Below are 14,719 nucleotides of genomic sequence, written 5' to 3'. Positions count from 1 at the left end.
TGATGAATTCCCAGAAGCAGAAGCTGTTCGTCGACTCCATCCACAAGAAGTACGGCGACAACGAAGTCCTCAAGGGCGTGTCCCTGAAGGCCAATGCCGGCGACGTGATCAGCGTGATCGGCTCGTCCGGTTCGGGCAAAAGCACCATGCTGCGTTGCATCAACTTCCTCGAGCAGCCCAACGAAGGGCGCATCGTGGTGGATGGCGAGGAAGTCGCCACTCGCGCGGACAAGCGCACGGGCGCACTGCACCCCGCCGACGCAAAGCAACTCCAGCGCGTGCGCACCAAGCTCGCCATGGTGTTCCAGCACTTCAACCTCTGGTCGCACATGTCGGTGCTCGAGAACGTGATCGAAGCGCCCGTGCACGTGCTGGGCCTGCCGCGCAAGGAAGCCGAAGAGCGCGCGCGCGCCTATCTGGAGAAGGTCGGTCTCGCGCCGCGCGTGGAGAAGCAATACCCCTCGCACCTCTCGGGCGGCCAGCAGCAGCGTGTGGCGATTGCCCGCGCGCTCGCGATGCACCCCGACGTGATGCTGTTCGACGAGCCCACTTCGGCCCTCGATCCCGAACTCGTTGGCGAAGTGCTCAAGGTCATGCAGAAGCTCGCCGAGGAAGGCCGCACGATGATCGTGGTCACACACGAAATGGGTTTCGCGCGCAACGTTTCGAACCACGTCATGTTCCTGCACAAGGGTCTCGTGGAAGAGGAAGGCCAGCCGGCCGAGGTCTTCGCCAATCCGAAGAGCGAGCGCCTGCGCCAGTTCCTTTCAGGCAGCCTCAAATAAGACGACTCGCAGGGTCGCCGCCTTTCGGCGATGTAGCAAAAGTAGTTTTACAAGGCGCTTACAGCGCCTTTTCTTTTTGGGACTTTCATCCTCCAGAAGCCGTCCGTTTAGCCTTAAAAACGGCGTTTTTCGCATTACTCCTTGCGAAATCTTCCGTCAATAGTGGCAATCCTGAACTCAGCCATTCAATTGACGTGAGTCCCTTGTCCCACAAGGGTTTCGACCTGGTTGTAGTACCTCTCTGACCACCATCCAGGAAGACCATATTGCAATTTGACGACATCCCGGGGTGCGAGCACGAATTAGTTCGCCAGCGCGGACCTTTTTTGCTAAATTAGTAACCAAAGTAGCAAAACAAAGTTCATTAAAAGTAGTTTCACTTCAAAAAGAACGGGAGATGCCAGTCAACCAGGGGACCTGCAAGACGACCCAGCCCGGGTCATGCAGCGGCACCAGCCCGTACGCCGGTCCTCGGGGTAATTCTCCCTTACGCGACGATTTCTGTTCGCAGCGCCGCCAAGCGCACGGACGTCTTTCGCAGTACTAAGGTTGACTCTTTGACAGGGTATGGAGGAGAAGATGAAGAAAGCTTTGCTCGCCGCAGCATTGATGTCGGCTGGCGTGATCGCGCATGCACAAAGCAGCGTCACGCTCTACGGCCGCCTGGACATGGGTGTGGCGTATATGAACGGCATTGGTGCCGGCAGCGGCGCAAATGGTCAAGCCACCCACGGCTCCAGCCAGGTTCAGCTCGAGAGCGGCTACTGGGGCACCAGCCTCTGGGGCATGAAGGGCGTTGAAGACATCGGTGGCGGCAACAAGGTTCTGTTCCACCTGGAAGGCAGCTTCAGCACCGCCAACGGCACGCTCGGCTCGGCCGGCTCGCTCTGGAATCGCTGGGCGACTATCGGTGTCGCGAACGACCAGTTCGGTACGCTGCTCGCTGGCCGCATGCTGTTCATCTCCAACGGCATTTGGGACTTCGACCCGTTCGGTCAGTCGAACTGGTCGTCGGCCTCGATGGTCCGTGGCCGCAACTGGCCGCAATCGAGCAACAACATTTCGTACCAGTCGCCGAACTGGTTCGGCTTTGACGTCTACGGCCAGTACGCGTTCTCGAACGCGACGAACTGGAACGGCAACAACACGACGCCGTCGGGTCGTGAAGCTGGCCTGCAACTGACCTACACGAGCTCGTTGTTCCAGATCCGCGGCCTGTATGACGAAATCCGCAATCCGAACAATGGTCAGCTGGGCGGCCTGTACAACGCGCTGGACGGCAGCACGAAGACGCCGCTCTCCACCTCGCAAGGTAACGGCAACGGCGTGTTCGCTTACTCGCGCGATTACATGGCCATGTTCAACCTGTTCCTCGGCGCGTTCAAGGTTCAGGGCGGCTACGAAGCCATCCGTTCGTCGGGCATGAATCCGGGCATCATCGGCCAGCCGACCACGCTCGACCACGAGTGGGGCGGTGTGACGTGGCAAATGACGCCGGCTGCAGCGCTGATCGCAGCGGTCTACCACGTCAACGCGAACAACGGCGGCGGCAACGCCACGCTGTACACGATCGGCGGCTCGTACAACCTGTCCAAGCGCACGCTGCTCGACATCCAGGCAGGCACGGTGCAGAACAGCAAGACGGCCAACTTCGGTCTGAACGCCAACAACTTCGGTACGGCTGCAAGCACGGGCAACCCGGTTCCGGGCCACAGCCAGGTTGGCGTGTACGCAGGTATCCAGCACTCGTTCTAATTCGAAACGAGTGTAGAAAGAACAGCTACATCGACGTTTTCACGCTGCTGCGAGAGGCGCGTATCGGTGCGATGTCCGAAAGGGTATCGCACCGTTTTTTATTCTGGGGACGGGCCGCGCGAGCGGCGCCGTCCCCTTTTCTATTGGTGCATCAGGTGCTTCGAAGGCGCACGGTCTCAAACCGCCGCTTCGTTTTCCTCGCCCGTGCGGATGCGGATCACGCGCTCCACGTCAGTCACGAAAATCTTGCCGTCGCCGATCTTGCCGGTGCGCGCCGCGCCGATGATCGCGTCGATCACCTGGTCGGCCTGGTCGTTCGCGACCACCACCTCGATCTTCACCTTTGGCAGGAAATCGACCACGTATTCGGCGCCGCGGTAAAGCTCCGTGTGGCCCTTCTGGCGGCCGAAGCCCTTGACCTCGGTGACGGTCAGGCCCGTGAGGCCCACTTCGGCGAGCGCCTCGCGTACTTCGTCGAGCTTGAACGGTTTGATCACGGCAGTAATGCGTTTCATGGCGAACCTCGTCTCGTTATCGGATTTGTCGGAAATTTCGGAACATATCGGGATTCTACGCTGTGCGGCCGGGGCTCACGCCGAGGGCTTGCCCGCAGGCGCCGCGCTCGGCCCGCCCGCTTCATCGGGCACGCGCTCCAGATCGGCGAGCCAGACCACCGACTCCGAATCGCTGGGGGCACGCCAGTCGCCGCGCGGCGAGAGCGAGCCGCCCGAGCCGACCTTCGGCGCATTCGGAATGCAGGTGCGCTTGAACTGGCTCTGGCGGAAGAAGCGGTCGAGGAATATGCGCAGATTGCGCTTGATTGACGCGAGATCGTACTGATTGCGTGCGACCTTCGCGTTCTCGGGCCATGCACCCGCTTCGCGGTCACCCCACGCGTGGCGCGCGAGGAACGCCACCTTGGAAGGCGCGAAGCCAAAGCGCAGCGTGTAGTAGAGGTTGAAGTCCTGCAGCTCGTAGGGGCCGATCGTGTTCTCGGTTTTCTGCTCGGGCGCGCCATCGGACTTGCCGGGGATTAGCTCCGGGCTGATGTCGGTGGCGAGAATCGCTTCGAGCACGTCGCGGCCGCTCTCCCCGTTCTGGCCAATCTGGCCCGTTTCGGCCACCCAGCGCACGAGGTGCGTGATGAGCGTCTTCGGCACGCTCGCATTCACGTTGTAGTGCGACATGTGATCGCCCACGCCGTATGTGCACCAGCCGAGCGCAAGCTCGGAGAGATCGCCCGTGCCGATCACGATCGCGTGATTGAAGTTGGCGAGGCGGAACAGGTGATTCGTGCGCTCGCCGGCCTGCACGTTTTCGAACGTGATGTCGTAGGCTTGCTTGCCTTCCGAGTACGGATGGCCGAGGTCTTCGAGCATCTGCATGCAGCTCTGGCGAATGTCGATTTCGCGCGCCGTACAGCCCACGAGCGCCATCAGTTCGCGCGCCTGGCGCAGCGTGCGCTCGCTCGTGGCGAAACCAGGCATGGTGTACGCGAGAATGTTCGCGCGCGGCAGCCCGAGGCGATCCATCGCCTTCGCGCACACGAGCAGCGCATGCGTGGAGTCGAGCCCGCCCGAGACGCCAATCACCACCTTCTTGATGCCCGCCTGCGAAAGCCGCTGCACGAGCGCCTGCACCTGGATGTTGTAGACCTCGTTGCAGCGCTCGTCGCGCCGCTTCGGGTCGGCCGGTACATAGGGGAACCGCTCCACGCGGCGCGAGAGCGCGAGCGTGTCGCGCTGCCAGGCGCCCTCGCCGGCCAGCTCGCACGAAATCACGCGAAACTTCGCGACTTCATCGGCGTGGCGGCGGATCGAATCGCCGAACGTGGTCTGGCGGATGCGCTCCTGCTGCAGCCGTGCGAGATCGACATCGGCGAAGATGAGGTGCGAGTCGTCGGAGAAGCGCTCCGACTGCGCGAGCAGTTCGCCGTTTTCGCACACGAGCGCGTGGCCGTCCCAGGCCATGTCGGTGGTCGATTCGCCCTTGCCCGCCGAGGTGTACAGATACGCGGCGAGACAACGTGCCGACTGTTGCGAGACCAGCTGCTGACGGTAGCCCGCCTTGCCCACCACGACGTTCGACGCCGAAAGATTGACGAGCACCGAAGCGCCCGCGAGCGCCGCGAACGACGACGGCGGGATCGGCACCCAGACGTCCTCGCAGATTTCCACGTGAAAGCGCAGACCCGCAACCTGCGGCACCTCGAACAGCAGCGACGCGCCGAACGGCACATCCGCGCCGGCGAGGCGCACGGTGTCGGTGCTCGCGCTATCGGCGGCGCTGAACTGGCGCGGCTCGTAGAATTCGCCGTAGTTCGGCAGGAAGCTCTTGGGCACGACGCCCGCCACACGCCCGCCCGCCACGACCGCTGCGCAGTTGAAGAGCGAATGCCCCGCGCGCACCGGCAGCCCCACGATCATCACGAGCGGCAGCGCGGCCGACGCTTCGACGATCTGCGCGAGCGCGCGCTCGCAGGCGTCGAGCAACGCTTGCTGATGGAACAGGTCGTCGCAGGTATAGGCCGAAAGCCCCAGCTCGGGGAACGCGACAAGCGCCGCGCCCCGCGCCGCGGCCTGGCGCGCGAGCGCGAGCGTCTCGCTGGCGTTGAATGCGGGATCGGCCACACGGCAGCGCGGCACGCCCACGGCCACGCGCGCAAAGCCGTGCGTATAGAGATTGAAGAAGCGCTCTTTCATTTCGATAACCTTGAGGCGGGCGCGCTGCGCACGAAAGCGCGCGCTCTGACGTTTGGGCTGCCTGGTGCCGCTTGAAGCCGCTTTGAAACCGCTCGATGCTGCCTGGCTGACGCCGCTGCACGAAGCGCGGCGGTCCTCACCCGCTCGGGACGTTTGCTTTACCATGACCGTTTGCCGCTGCAGGCGCTGCTGAACGACCCAAGCCGCATCCCACGCCAACGGGCACGCATGAAACAGGAACATTTCGATTATCGCACGGGCATCCTCGGCTCACCGTCCGAGGTCGACGCCGCCGAATGGAACGCGCTGCTCGCGCGTCAGGCGCAGCCTACGCCCTTTTTGCGCCACGAATTCCTCGCGGCGCTCGACGCCACGCGCTGCACCACGCCGAACGAGGGCTGGGCCGCGCAATTCGTCACGCTCACCGACGCGCGCACGGGCCGCCTCGCCGCCGCCGCGCCCGTGTATCTGAAGGGCCACTCGTACGGCGAGTACGTGTTCGACTGGGCCTGGGCCGACGCGTACAAGCGCAACGGCCTCGAGTACTACCCGAAGCTCCTGTGCGCCGTGCCGTTCACGCCGGTGCAGGGCACGCGCCTGATCGCCGCCGACACGACCGCGCGCCGCCATCTGGCCGCGACGCTGCTCGCCTTCGCCGAGCAGGCCGACGTCTCGTCGCTGCATGTGCTCTTTCCGACCACCGAAGACGCCGAGGCACTGACCGACCTCGGCATGATGCAGCGCGAAGGCGTGCAATTTCACTGGCTCAACGACGGCTATCGCGACTTCGAGGACTTCCTCTCGACTCTCGAACAGAAGAAGCGCAAGAACATCCGCGCGGAACGTCGCAAGGTGCACGACGCGGGCGTGACGATGCGGCGTGTGCGCGGCGAGGACATCAGCGACACCGAGTGGCGCTTTTTCAGTCGCTGCTACCGGCAAACCTACCGCGAGCATTTCTCGTCGCCGTATCTGAATCTCGACTTCTTTCGCATGATCGGCGAGACGATGCCCGAGAATCTGCTGCTCGTGATCGCCGAGCGCGAAGGCAAGCCGATCGCGAGTTCGCTCGTGGTCTGGCAGCGCGGTGAGAATGGCCAGGGCGGCACGCTCTATGGCCGCTACTGGGGCGCGCTCGAACACGTGCCCTGCCTGCACTTCGAGACCGCGTATTATCAGCCGCTCGAATTCTGCATCGAGGAAAAGCTCGACGTGTTCGAAGGCGGCGCGCAAGGCGAACACAAGATGGCGCGCGGTTTCCTGCCCACCGCCACGCGCTCGGCACACTGGCTCGCCCATCCGGCGTTCTCCGATGCCGTCGCGCGCTTTCTCGAAAGCGAGACGAACCACATTCACGCCTACATGCACGAGCTCAATGAGCGCAATCCGTTTCGTGCGTGATTCATCCGTAAAACTTGCGCACGACGTGTCCTGAAACGCCCACGCCCATAACGATCATCGCTTCCAGAACTATGCCGTGGTTCCTCTACATGCTCGAATGCGCCGACGGCAGCGTCTACACGGGCATCGCCATCGACGTCGCCGCCCGTTTCGCCCAGCACGCGAGCGGCACGGGCGCGCGCTACACGCGCTCGCGCAAGCCGGTACAGGTGCTCGCGCAATTCGAGTTCGCCGACCGGGCGCGCGCCTCGAGCGCCGAGTACTGGGTCAAGCGCCTCACCCCGCGCGAAAAGCGCGCGCTCGCGGCCGGCGTGCGCACGCTCGAATCGGTCCTGCCGCCGCCACCACCGCCGCCGGAAACGGCCGCGGAAACGGCCGCGGAAGCAGCCCCGGAAACCGCAGCGCCAGAATGAGCAAACGCCTCCCGGAAGAGCGTTTGCTCTTTTCATCGAACGCGCCGTCTAAATCCTAAAGCCGCCGCTGCCCCCGCCGTTATTGCTCACAAGACGCCGGTCCTGGCCCCCGGCGCGCGCTCTCATTTCACCTCGCAAGCCGACGGGGACCGGTGAAGCATGAAGAGACCCATTAAAACGGAGACGACCCGGCTTGCCCCCGGTTGGCACGGATTGCGGCGCACGACCGCGGTCCTGCTGCCGCTATGGCTGCTCGCTGCCGTCATGGCGGTGATCGCGGCGGTCAGCCTCGCGATCATGTCGATCCTGCTCGCCTATGTGGCGGGGGAAAGCAGCTGGTCGAAGGGCCAGAAGGACGCGGTCCACGCGCTGGAACGCTACGCGCGCACCGGCGACGAAGCGGATTACCGCACGTTCCTCGCCGGCATTGCCGTGCCGCTCGGCGACCGCGCGGCACGGCTGGAGATGAACCGCGCGCAGCCGGACATCGCGGCGATCCGGCACGGTTTCGAGCTGGGCCGCATCGCGCCCGCCGATATGGACGGCATGACCTGGGGCTACCGCACGCTCAAGAACACGCCGTGGATGCGCCCGGCCGTCGCGTTCTGGGAGATTGGCGACCGCCATATTCTGCGTCTTGCCGATACCGGCGAACGCCTGCACGCGCTCGTGCAGGCGGGCAGACTGCACGCGCCGGAGTCCGCGAACCTCGTGCACGAACTGCGCGAGATCGACAGCCAGCTCGCGCCCATCGAAAGCGGCTTCTCCCGCTCGCTCGACGACGCGGCGCGCGCCACACGCTCGCTCCTCACGCTCGCGCTCGCCGGCTCCGCGATCGTGCTGCTCGGCGTGTTCTCGCAGTTCATCCGCCGCGCGCTCGCGCGCAGCGACCGCCTCGAAGCCGAAGTGCGCAAGAACGAGGAGCGCCTCACGCTAGGCTTCGAAGGCATCAACGCCGGACTCTGGGACTGGGAGGTCGGCAGCCGGCAATGCTACTTCTCGAACTGGCTCTACGAGCAGCTCGGCTACGACGTGGGCACGCGCTTCGAAAGCGACACGGGCCTCACCCAGCTCGTCCACCCGGACGACCTCACCCTCGTGCGCCACGCGCTGCGCCAACACCTTGCGCGCGCAACGACTTTCGACGTGGAGTTTCGTCTGCGCACGCTCGAGGGCAGCTACTGCTGGTGCCGCGCGCGCGGTCAGGCGGTGCGCGATGCACGCGGGCGCGCCGTGCGCATGGTCGGTTGCCTGTTCGACATTTCCGAGCTGAAGACTGCCGAAGCGAAGGCCTATACGGAACGCGAACTGGCGGAGGTCACACTGGCCTCGATCGGCGAAGCCGTGATCCGCACCGACGAGCACGCGCGTGTGACCTACTGCAACGCGGTGGCCGAACGCATGCTCGGCCGCGCGGCCGCCGAGATGCACGGGCAACCGTTCGATGCGATCTGCGACGTGCGCAACGACGCACAAGAACCGCAGGGCTTCGCCATCCTGATGAATTCGCAAGCGACGGGCAACGCAGGCGGCGCGAGTCTGCATGTGATGCGCCCGAACGGCTCGCGCCTCGCGGTCGACTATTCGGTGTCGAAGCTGCGCGACGCGCAACGCCGCGTCATCGGCACCGTCATCGTGCTCTACGACGTGAGCGCGCTGCGCGAGCATGCCGCCCGCCTCGCGTACCAGGCGACCCACGACGAGCTCACCGACATCTACAACCGCCGCGAGTTCGAGCGGCGCCTCGCCGCGTTGCTGGAAGCCAGCGGGGGCGCACCGCCCGGACAGCCCGGCCACGCGGTCATGTTTCTCGACCTCGACCAGTTCAAGGTCGTCAACGACACCTGCGGTCACTCGACCGGCGACGAGTTGATCCGCCAGGTCTGCCGCGTGCTCAAGAGCGAGTTGCGCGGCGAGGACATCATTGCGCGCCTCGGCGGCGACGAATTCGGCGTCGTGCTGCCCCACTGCACGGCGGCGCACGCGTCGCTGCTCGCGGAAAGCCTGCGCGCGGGTATCGCCGCGATCCGCTTCACGGGCGCCGGGCGCATCGTGCAGACGAGCGTGAGCATCGGCCTCGTCGGCGAGGCGGCGGGTCTCGCTTCCGTGAAGGAAGTGATGAAAGCCGCGGACGTCGCGTGCTACATGGCGAAGAAGAAAGGCCGCAACCGCGTGCACCGTTTTCGCTATGACGACGAGGAGCTCTCGCAAACCCACGCGCAGATGGCGTGGGTCTCCGACATCAAGGCGGCGCTCGAGCACGGCCAGTTCTGCCTCTTCGGCCAGAAGATCCTCTCGCTCGCGCAGTCGTCCACATCGGCATCGGGGCCCGACGACACGCACGTCGAACTGCTGTTGCGCATGCAGTCCGCCTCAGGCGCGCTCGTGGAGCCTTCCGCGTTCATCGGCGCAGCCGAGCGCTTCGACCTCATGCCGGCCATCGACCGCTGGGTGATTGCGAGCGCGTTCGCGATGATTGCCGAAGGTACGCACGATTACGGCACCTGGTCGATCAACCTCTCGGGCGCCTCGCTCGGCGACGAGCAACTCGCCGACTATATCGAGGAGCAGCAGCGCATCTGGTCCATCCCGTTCGAGCGCGTATGTTTCGAGATCACCGAAACCGCCGCGATCACGAACCTGGACGACGCGATCACGCTCATCGAACGTCTGCGCGCGCAGGGCTGCCGCTTCGCGCTCGACGACTTCGGCGCGGGCATGTCGTCGTTCAACTACCTCAAGCATCTGCACGTCGACTATCTGAAGATCGACGGCAGCTTCATACGCGGCATCATCGACAGCCCGCTGGACCAGGCCATCGTGCGATCGATCAACCAGGTCGCACATGCCGCGGGCAAGCTGACGATCGCCGAGTGCGTGGAGGATGCCGCCATCGTGGACTGGATGATCGCGATGGGCGTGGACTACGCGCAGGGCTACGGCGTGGGCAGGCCCGCGCGGCTCGACATCCTGCGCGGGCCGGAGCTGCGCGACGTCGCCGAAGTGGGTTGATCGGGCGCCCATGAAAAAACCGCACGGCCCTGGCAGGCACGTGCGGTTTTCGATCAACCCTGAAGCGCGAGTTACTTCTTGAAGTTCGCCACGCCTTCGGTGATTTCCTTGTGGGCGGCTTCGATGCCGACCCAGCCTTCGACCTTGACCCACTTGCCCTTTTCGAGCGCCTTGTAGTTCTCGAAGAAGTGCTTGATCTGGTCCTTCAGGTACTCGGGCACGTCGTCGAGCGACTTGAGGTTGGCCGTCATCGGGCAGACCTTGTCGTGCGGGACCGCGATCAGCTTCGCGTCGACGCCCGACTCGTCGGTCATCTGCAGCATGCCGAGCGCGCGCGAGCGCACGACCGAGCCGGCCAGCAGCGGGAACGGCGTGATCACGAGCACGTCGACCGGGTCGCCGTCGCCGGAGAGCGTCTGCGGAATGAAGCCGTAGTTCACGGGATAGCGCATGCCCGTGCCGACGAAACGGTCGACGACGAGCAGGCCCAGGTCCTTGTCGGCTTCGTATTTCACCGGATCGCTTTGCGCGGGAATCTCGATGATCACGTTGAAGTCTTGCGGCAGATCCTTGCCGGCGGGGACATTTGCAAAGCTCATGAGCGCTCTCTGTTGAGAAGGGGAAAAATCGACGGCTTGCGCGGAAAAACGGCGCGGAACCGAACGTCGCGGACGTTGGAGGATGGACGCCATTATAGCCAATCGGCCAGGGCGGCCGGCAGTTCGGCCCAGGGCTTTCCCGCACGCAGATGAAGTGGCTGCTGAATTCCCGCGCGTGGCGCCCGCAATTGGCGCGATAATCGATCTGCCGGCGCGGCCCTCCTTGGGGCGATCCGAGCCACGCTTCGGCGACGTTTCCCGTTTTTGCGTTTCCCTTCCGCGTTTCATCCCCGCTTCACTCCCTACTTACGAGGCGCATACATGGAAGAAGCGAAGCACTTCATCGGCGGCGAGTGGCAATCGCCCGCCAGCGGCGAGACGCTCGCCGCGATCGATCCCTCCACCGGCCAGCCCTTCGCGCAACTCGCGCGCGGCAATGCAGCCGACATCGACTCGGCCGTCACGGCCGCACGCAAAGCCTTCGAGGGCGCCTGGGGCGCACTGAGCGCCGCCGAACGCGGGCGCATGCTGTTCGCGCTCTCGGGTCTCGTCGGCCAGCACAAGGAAGAACTCGCGCAGCTCGAAGCGCGCGACACCGGCAAGCCGCTCAAGCAGGCGCGCGCCGACGCCGCCGCGCTCGCGCGCTATTTCGAGTTCTACGCCGGCGCCGCCGACAAGCTGCACGGCGAAACGCTGCCCTACCAGGCCGGCTACACGGTGCTCACGGTGCGCGAGCCGCACGGCGTGACGGGCCACATCGTGCCCTGGAATTACCCGATGCAGATCTTCGGCCGCAGCGTGGGCGCGGCGCTCGCCACCGGCAACGCGTGCGTGGTGAAGCCCGCCGAGGACGCCTGCGTGTCGCTGCTGCGCGTAGCCGAACTCGCGCGCGAAGCCGGTCTGCCCGCGGGCGCGCTCAACATCGTCACCGGGCTCGGGCATGAGGCGGGCGCGGCGCTCAGCGCGCATCCGGGCATCGACCACATCTCGTTTACGGGCTCGCCGCAAACGGGCAAGCTCGTCGCGCAGATGGCCGCCGAGCACCACGTGCCCGTCACGCTCGAACTGGGCGGCAAGTCGCCGCAAATCGTCTTCGCCGATGCCGATTTCGACGCCGCGCTGCCCGTGCTCGTCGCCGCGATCGTGCAGAACGCGGGGCAGACCTGTTCGGCGGGCAGCCGCGTGCTGATCGAGCGCAACGCCTACGAGCCGCTCATCGACCGGCTCGCCGCCTCGTTCGGCAAGTTGCGCGTGGGTCCGGCCAGTGCCGATCTCGACTGCGGCCCCCTCATCAACGAGAAGCAGCGCCAGCGTGTGCGCGCCTTTCTCGACGAAGCGACCGCGAGCCGCATCGCCACGGCGGCAAGCGGCACGCTCGAAGCCGATGCGCCCAGCGGCGGCTTCTACGAAGTCCCGACGCTCCTGCGCGACGTGCCGCCGCAAAGTCGCCTCGCCCAGGAGGAAGTGTTCGGCCCGGTGCTCGCGGCCATGCCCTTCGAGAGCGAGGAAGAAGCGCTCGCGCTCGCCAACGGCACGCCTTATGGCCTCGTCGCCGGCATCTGGACACGCGACGGCGCGCGCCAGATGCGTCTCGCCCGGCGCGTGCGCGCGGGCCAGGTGTTCGTCAACAACTACGGCGCGGGCGGCGGCGTCGAATTGCCGTTCGGCGGCACGCGGCACTCGGGACACGGGCGCGAAAAAGGCTTTGAAGCGCTCTATGGCTTCACGGTGCTCAAGACGATTGCGATCCGGCACGGCTGAACATGTCGATACTCATACATACGGAGACACCATGCGACTCAAAGGCAAGACGGCCGTCGTGACCGGCGGCGGCTCGGGCTTCGGCGAAGGGATCGCCAGGACTTACGCGCGCGAAGGCGCGAACGTGGTCATCAACGATCTGAACGGTGACGCCGCCGAGCGCGTGGCGAGCGAGATCGCGCTCGCAGGCGGCAAGGCCATTGCCGTGCAAGGCGACATCACGCGCGAAGCCGACTGGCACGCGCTGCGCGAGGCGGCCATCGAGGACTTCGGCAGCGTGCAGATCGTCGTCAACAACGCGGGCACTACGCATCGCAACAAGCCCGTGCTCGAAGTGAGCGAAGCGGAGTTCGACCGCGTCTACGCCGTCAACGTGAAGGGCCTCTACTGGAGCGTGCGCGCGTTCGTACCGCACTTTCGGGAGCGCGGCGGCGGCGCGTTCGTCAATATCGCGTCGACGGCCGGCATCCGGCCCCGGCCCGGGCTCGTCTGGTACAACGGCAGCAAGGGCGCGATGATCGTGGCCAGCAAGGCGCTGGCGGCCGAGCTGGGCCCCGACCAGATTCGCGTGAACTGCGTGAATCCCGTGATCGGCGATACGGGGCTCACGGCGGAGTTCATGGGCGTGCCCGACACGCCCGAGAACCGCCAGCGCTTCGTCGCGACCATTCCGCTCGGGCGCTTTTCCACGCCGCAGGACGTGGCGAATGCGTGTCTCTATCTCGCTTCGGATGAGGCGGCGTTCATTACCGGCACCTGCATCGAAGTGGATGGCGGGCGCTGCGTATAGTGGCGCCCGCCAGCTGACCGATCGGTGTTTTCCCCGACAGATACGCGCCGTCGCGCCACGGCGGCGCGTATAGAATGATCGTGCTTTCGCGTCGAATACCCGCCGTATCAAGGCGGCAATACTACAAACACGCCAACGAGCAAGATCGCTTAGGAGACACCATGGCCAGTCCAGCGAATCATCTGCCGCAAGCGGGAGCGGGTGCCCCGCCCTCCGCCTTCGAAGAAGCCACGTACCGCAAAGTCGCGTGGCGTCTCATTCCGCTTCTCATGCTGTGTTACGTGGTCGCGTATCTGGACCGCGTCAACGTGGGCTTCGCCAAGCTGCAGATGAGTTCGGCGCTCAATCTCTCCGATGCGGTTTATGGCTTCGGCGCGGGCATATTCTTCGTCGGCTACTTTCTGTTCGAAGTGCCAAGCAATATCATCCTGCATCGCGTGGGTGCGCGCGTGTGGATCGCGCGCATCATGGTCACGTGGGGCCTCGTCTCCATCCTGACGATGTTCGTCACCACGCCCACCATGTTCTACGTGATGCGCTTTTTGCTCGGCCTGTGCGAGGCGGGCTTCTTCCCCGGCATCATCCTCTATCTCACCTACTGGTATCCGGCGCACCGCCGCGGGCGCATGACCACGTGGTTCATGACTGCCATCGCGCTGTCGGGCGTGATCGGCGGTCCGGTGTCGGGCTGGATTCTCAAGTCCTTCGACGGCGCGAACGGCTGGCAAGGCTGGCAGTGGCTGTTCCTGCTCGAAGGGCTGCCTTCGGTGATCGTCGGCGTGCTGGTGTTCTTCGTGCTCGACGACCGCATCGGAAAAGCGAAGTGGCTCACGGAAGAAGAGCGCGCGCTGCTCGAGCGCAACATCGCCGCTGAAGATGCCACCAAGGAGGACCCGCCGATCATGACCGTGCTCACGAGCGCGCGCGTGCTGGTGATGAGCCTCACCTACTTCTCGTTCGTGATGGGCCTCTACGGCGTGAGCTTCTGGCTGCCCACCATCATCAAGGCGACGGGCGTGAAAGACGCGCTCACGATCGGCCTGCTTTCGGCGATTCCGTTCGCCGCGGCCGTGGTCGGCATGGTGCTGGTGGCGAAGAGCGCCGACCGCACGCGCGAGCGCCGCTGGCACATCGCCGTGCCGGCCGCCATCGGTGCGCTCGGCCTCGTCCTTTCGGTCACGTGGGCCCACGACACGACGCTCGCCATGACGGCGCTCACCATCGCGACCATGGGCATTCTCACCACGCTGCCGCTGTTCTGGAGCCTGCCCACGGCCTGGCTCGCGGGCACGGGCGCGGCGGCCGGTATCGCACTCATCAACTCGATCGGCAATCTCGCGGGCTTCCTGAGCCCGTATGCGGTGGGCTGGCTCAAAGAGGCCACCAAGGCCAACGATTCGGGCATGTACATGCTGGCGGCGTCCATGATCCTGGGCGGTTTGCTCGCGCTTTCGGCGCCTGCGAAGCTCGTGAACCGCTAAGCGCATTACGGCTTCAGCAA

Annotated in this window: 11 protein-coding genes; 8 read left to right on the top strand and 3 right to left on the bottom strand. The window is 65.1% G+C overall.

The features are described from left to right. Nucleotides 1–2 precede the first annotated feature (2 nt). The gene (locus tag AB3X99_RS11385) at nt 3–785 is read left to right on the top strand and encodes an ABC transporter ATP-binding protein (RefSeq protein ID WP_368616967.1); all 783 of its coding nucleotides are present in this window, start codon (nt 3–5) and stop codon (nt 783–785) included. Between the two features lie 579 nt (nt 786–1,364). Then, complete coding sequence (locus tag AB3X99_RS11380) at nt 1,365–2,540, top strand: porin (protein WP_069265406.1); 1,176 nt, start codon at nt 1,365–1,367, stop codon at nt 2,538–2,540. A gap of 176 nt (nt 2,541–2,716) precedes the next feature. Here AB3X99_RS11380 and AB3X99_RS11375 read toward each other — a convergent pair whose 3' ends face one another. Together AB3X99_RS11375 and AB3X99_RS11370 are read right to left on the bottom strand one after the other, a co-directional pair. Then, entirely contained in the window at nt 2,717–3,055 is a 339-nt protein-coding gene (locus AB3X99_RS11375; protein WP_027795598.1) for a P-II family nitrogen regulator, read from the bottom strand. Between the two features lie 75 nt (nt 3,056–3,130). Beyond that, the gene (locus tag AB3X99_RS11370; RefSeq protein WP_368616966.1) at nt 3,131–5,242 is read right to left on the bottom strand and encodes an NAD(+) synthase; all 2,112 of its coding nucleotides are present in this window, start codon (nt 5,240–5,242) and stop codon (nt 3,131–3,133) included. Between the two features lie 228 nt (nt 5,243–5,470). Between AB3X99_RS11370 and AB3X99_RS11365 the strand changes: the two genes are divergently transcribed. From AB3X99_RS11365 to AB3X99_RS11355, 3 genes are all read left to right on the top strand, one after another. Further along, nucleotides 5,471–6,643 (top strand): GNAT family N-acetyltransferase, encoded by a 1,173-nt coding sequence (locus AB3X99_RS11365; protein WP_069265509.1) that lies wholly within the window; start codon nt 5,471–5,473, stop codon nt 6,641–6,643. 71 nt (nt 6,644–6,714) lie between these two features. Further along, nucleotides 6,715–7,056 carry a GIY-YIG nuclease family protein gene (locus AB3X99_RS11360; RefSeq protein ID WP_368616965.1) on the top strand — a complete coding sequence of 114 codons (342 nt, stop codon included), beginning with the start codon at nt 6,715–6,717 and terminating at the stop codon, nt 7,054–7,056. Nucleotides 7,057–7,215: 159 nt separating this feature from the next. Next, entirely contained in the window at nt 7,216–10,068 is a 2,853-nt protein-coding gene (locus AB3X99_RS11355) for an EAL domain-containing protein (RefSeq protein ID WP_368616964.1), read from the top strand. Nucleotides 10,069–10,139: 71 nt separating this feature from the next. On the opposite strand, the gene ppa is transcribed toward AB3X99_RS11355, so the two are convergent. After that, nucleotides 10,140–10,667, bottom strand: a complete 528-nt coding sequence (gene ppa / locus AB3X99_RS11350; RefSeq protein WP_028207725.1) for an inorganic diphosphatase — start codon at nt 10,665–10,667, stop codon at nt 10,140–10,142. A gap of 321 nt (nt 10,668–10,988) precedes the next feature. Between ppa and AB3X99_RS11345 the strand changes: the two genes are divergently transcribed. The 3 genes from AB3X99_RS11345 (at nt 10,989) to AB3X99_RS11335 (ending at nt 14,699) form a co-directional block, all read left to right on the top strand. Then, complete coding sequence (locus tag AB3X99_RS11345) at nt 10,989–12,428, top strand: aldehyde dehydrogenase family protein (protein WP_368616963.1); 1,440 nt, start codon at nt 10,989–10,991, stop codon at nt 12,426–12,428. Between the two features lie 31 nt (nt 12,429–12,459). Beyond that, nucleotides 12,460–13,218 carry an SDR family oxidoreductase gene (locus tag AB3X99_RS11340; protein ID WP_069265421.1) on the top strand — a complete coding sequence of 253 codons (759 nt, stop codon included), beginning with the start codon at nt 12,460–12,462 and terminating at the stop codon, nt 13,216–13,218. A gap of 161 nt (nt 13,219–13,379) precedes the next feature. Then, complete coding sequence (locus tag AB3X99_RS11335; protein WP_368616962.1) at nt 13,380–14,699, top strand: MFS transporter; 1,320 nt, start codon at nt 13,380–13,382, stop codon at nt 14,697–14,699. Nucleotides 14,700–14,719: the final 20 nt, after the last annotated feature.

Source organism: Paraburkholderia sp. BR10882 (assembly GCF_040948855.1).
Taxonomy (GTDB): Bacteria; Pseudomonadota; Gammaproteobacteria; order Burkholderiales; family Burkholderiaceae; genus Paraburkholderia; species Paraburkholderia nodosa_A.
This window is presented reverse-complemented; position numbering and strand designations above follow the sequence as displayed.

Coding starts and splice junctions, on each gene's coding strand:
- AB3X99_RS11345 (WP_368616963.1), top strand. CDS start 10,989: ATGGAAGAAGCGAAGCACTTCATCGGCGGCGAGTGGCAATCGCCCGCC.
- AB3X99_RS11365 (WP_069265509.1), top strand. CDS start 5,471: ATGAAACAGGAACATTTCGATTATCGCACGGGCATCCTCGGCTCACCG.
- AB3X99_RS11360 (WP_368616965.1), top strand. CDS start 6,715: ATGCCGTGGTTCCTCTACATGCTCGAATGCGCCGACGGCAGCGTCTAC.
- AB3X99_RS11340 (WP_069265421.1), top strand. CDS start 12,460: ATGCGACTCAAAGGCAAGACGGCCGTCGTGACCGGCGGCGGCTCGGGC.
- ppa (WP_028207725.1), bottom strand. CDS start 10,667: ATGAGCTTTGCAAATGTCCCCGCCGGCAAGGATCTGCCGCAAGACTTC.
- AB3X99_RS11355 (WP_368616964.1), top strand. CDS start 7,216: ATGAAGAGACCCATTAAAACGGAGACGACCCGGCTTGCCCCCGGTTGG.
- AB3X99_RS11375 (WP_027795598.1), bottom strand. CDS start 3,055: ATGAAACGCATTACTGCCGTGATCAAACCGTTCAAGCTCGACGAAGTA.
- AB3X99_RS11370 (WP_368616966.1), bottom strand. CDS start 5,242: ATGAAAGAGCGCTTCTTCAATCTCTATACGCACGGCTTTGCGCGCGTG.
- AB3X99_RS11385 (WP_368616967.1), top strand. CDS start 3: ATGAATTCCCAGAAGCAGAAGCTGTTCGTCGACTCCATCCACAAGAAG.
- AB3X99_RS11380 (WP_069265406.1), top strand. CDS start 1,365: ATGAAGAAAGCTTTGCTCGCCGCAGCATTGATGTCGGCTGGCGTGATC.
- AB3X99_RS11335 (WP_368616962.1), top strand. CDS start 13,380: ATGGCCAGTCCAGCGAATCATCTGCCGCAAGCGGGAGCGGGTGCCCCG.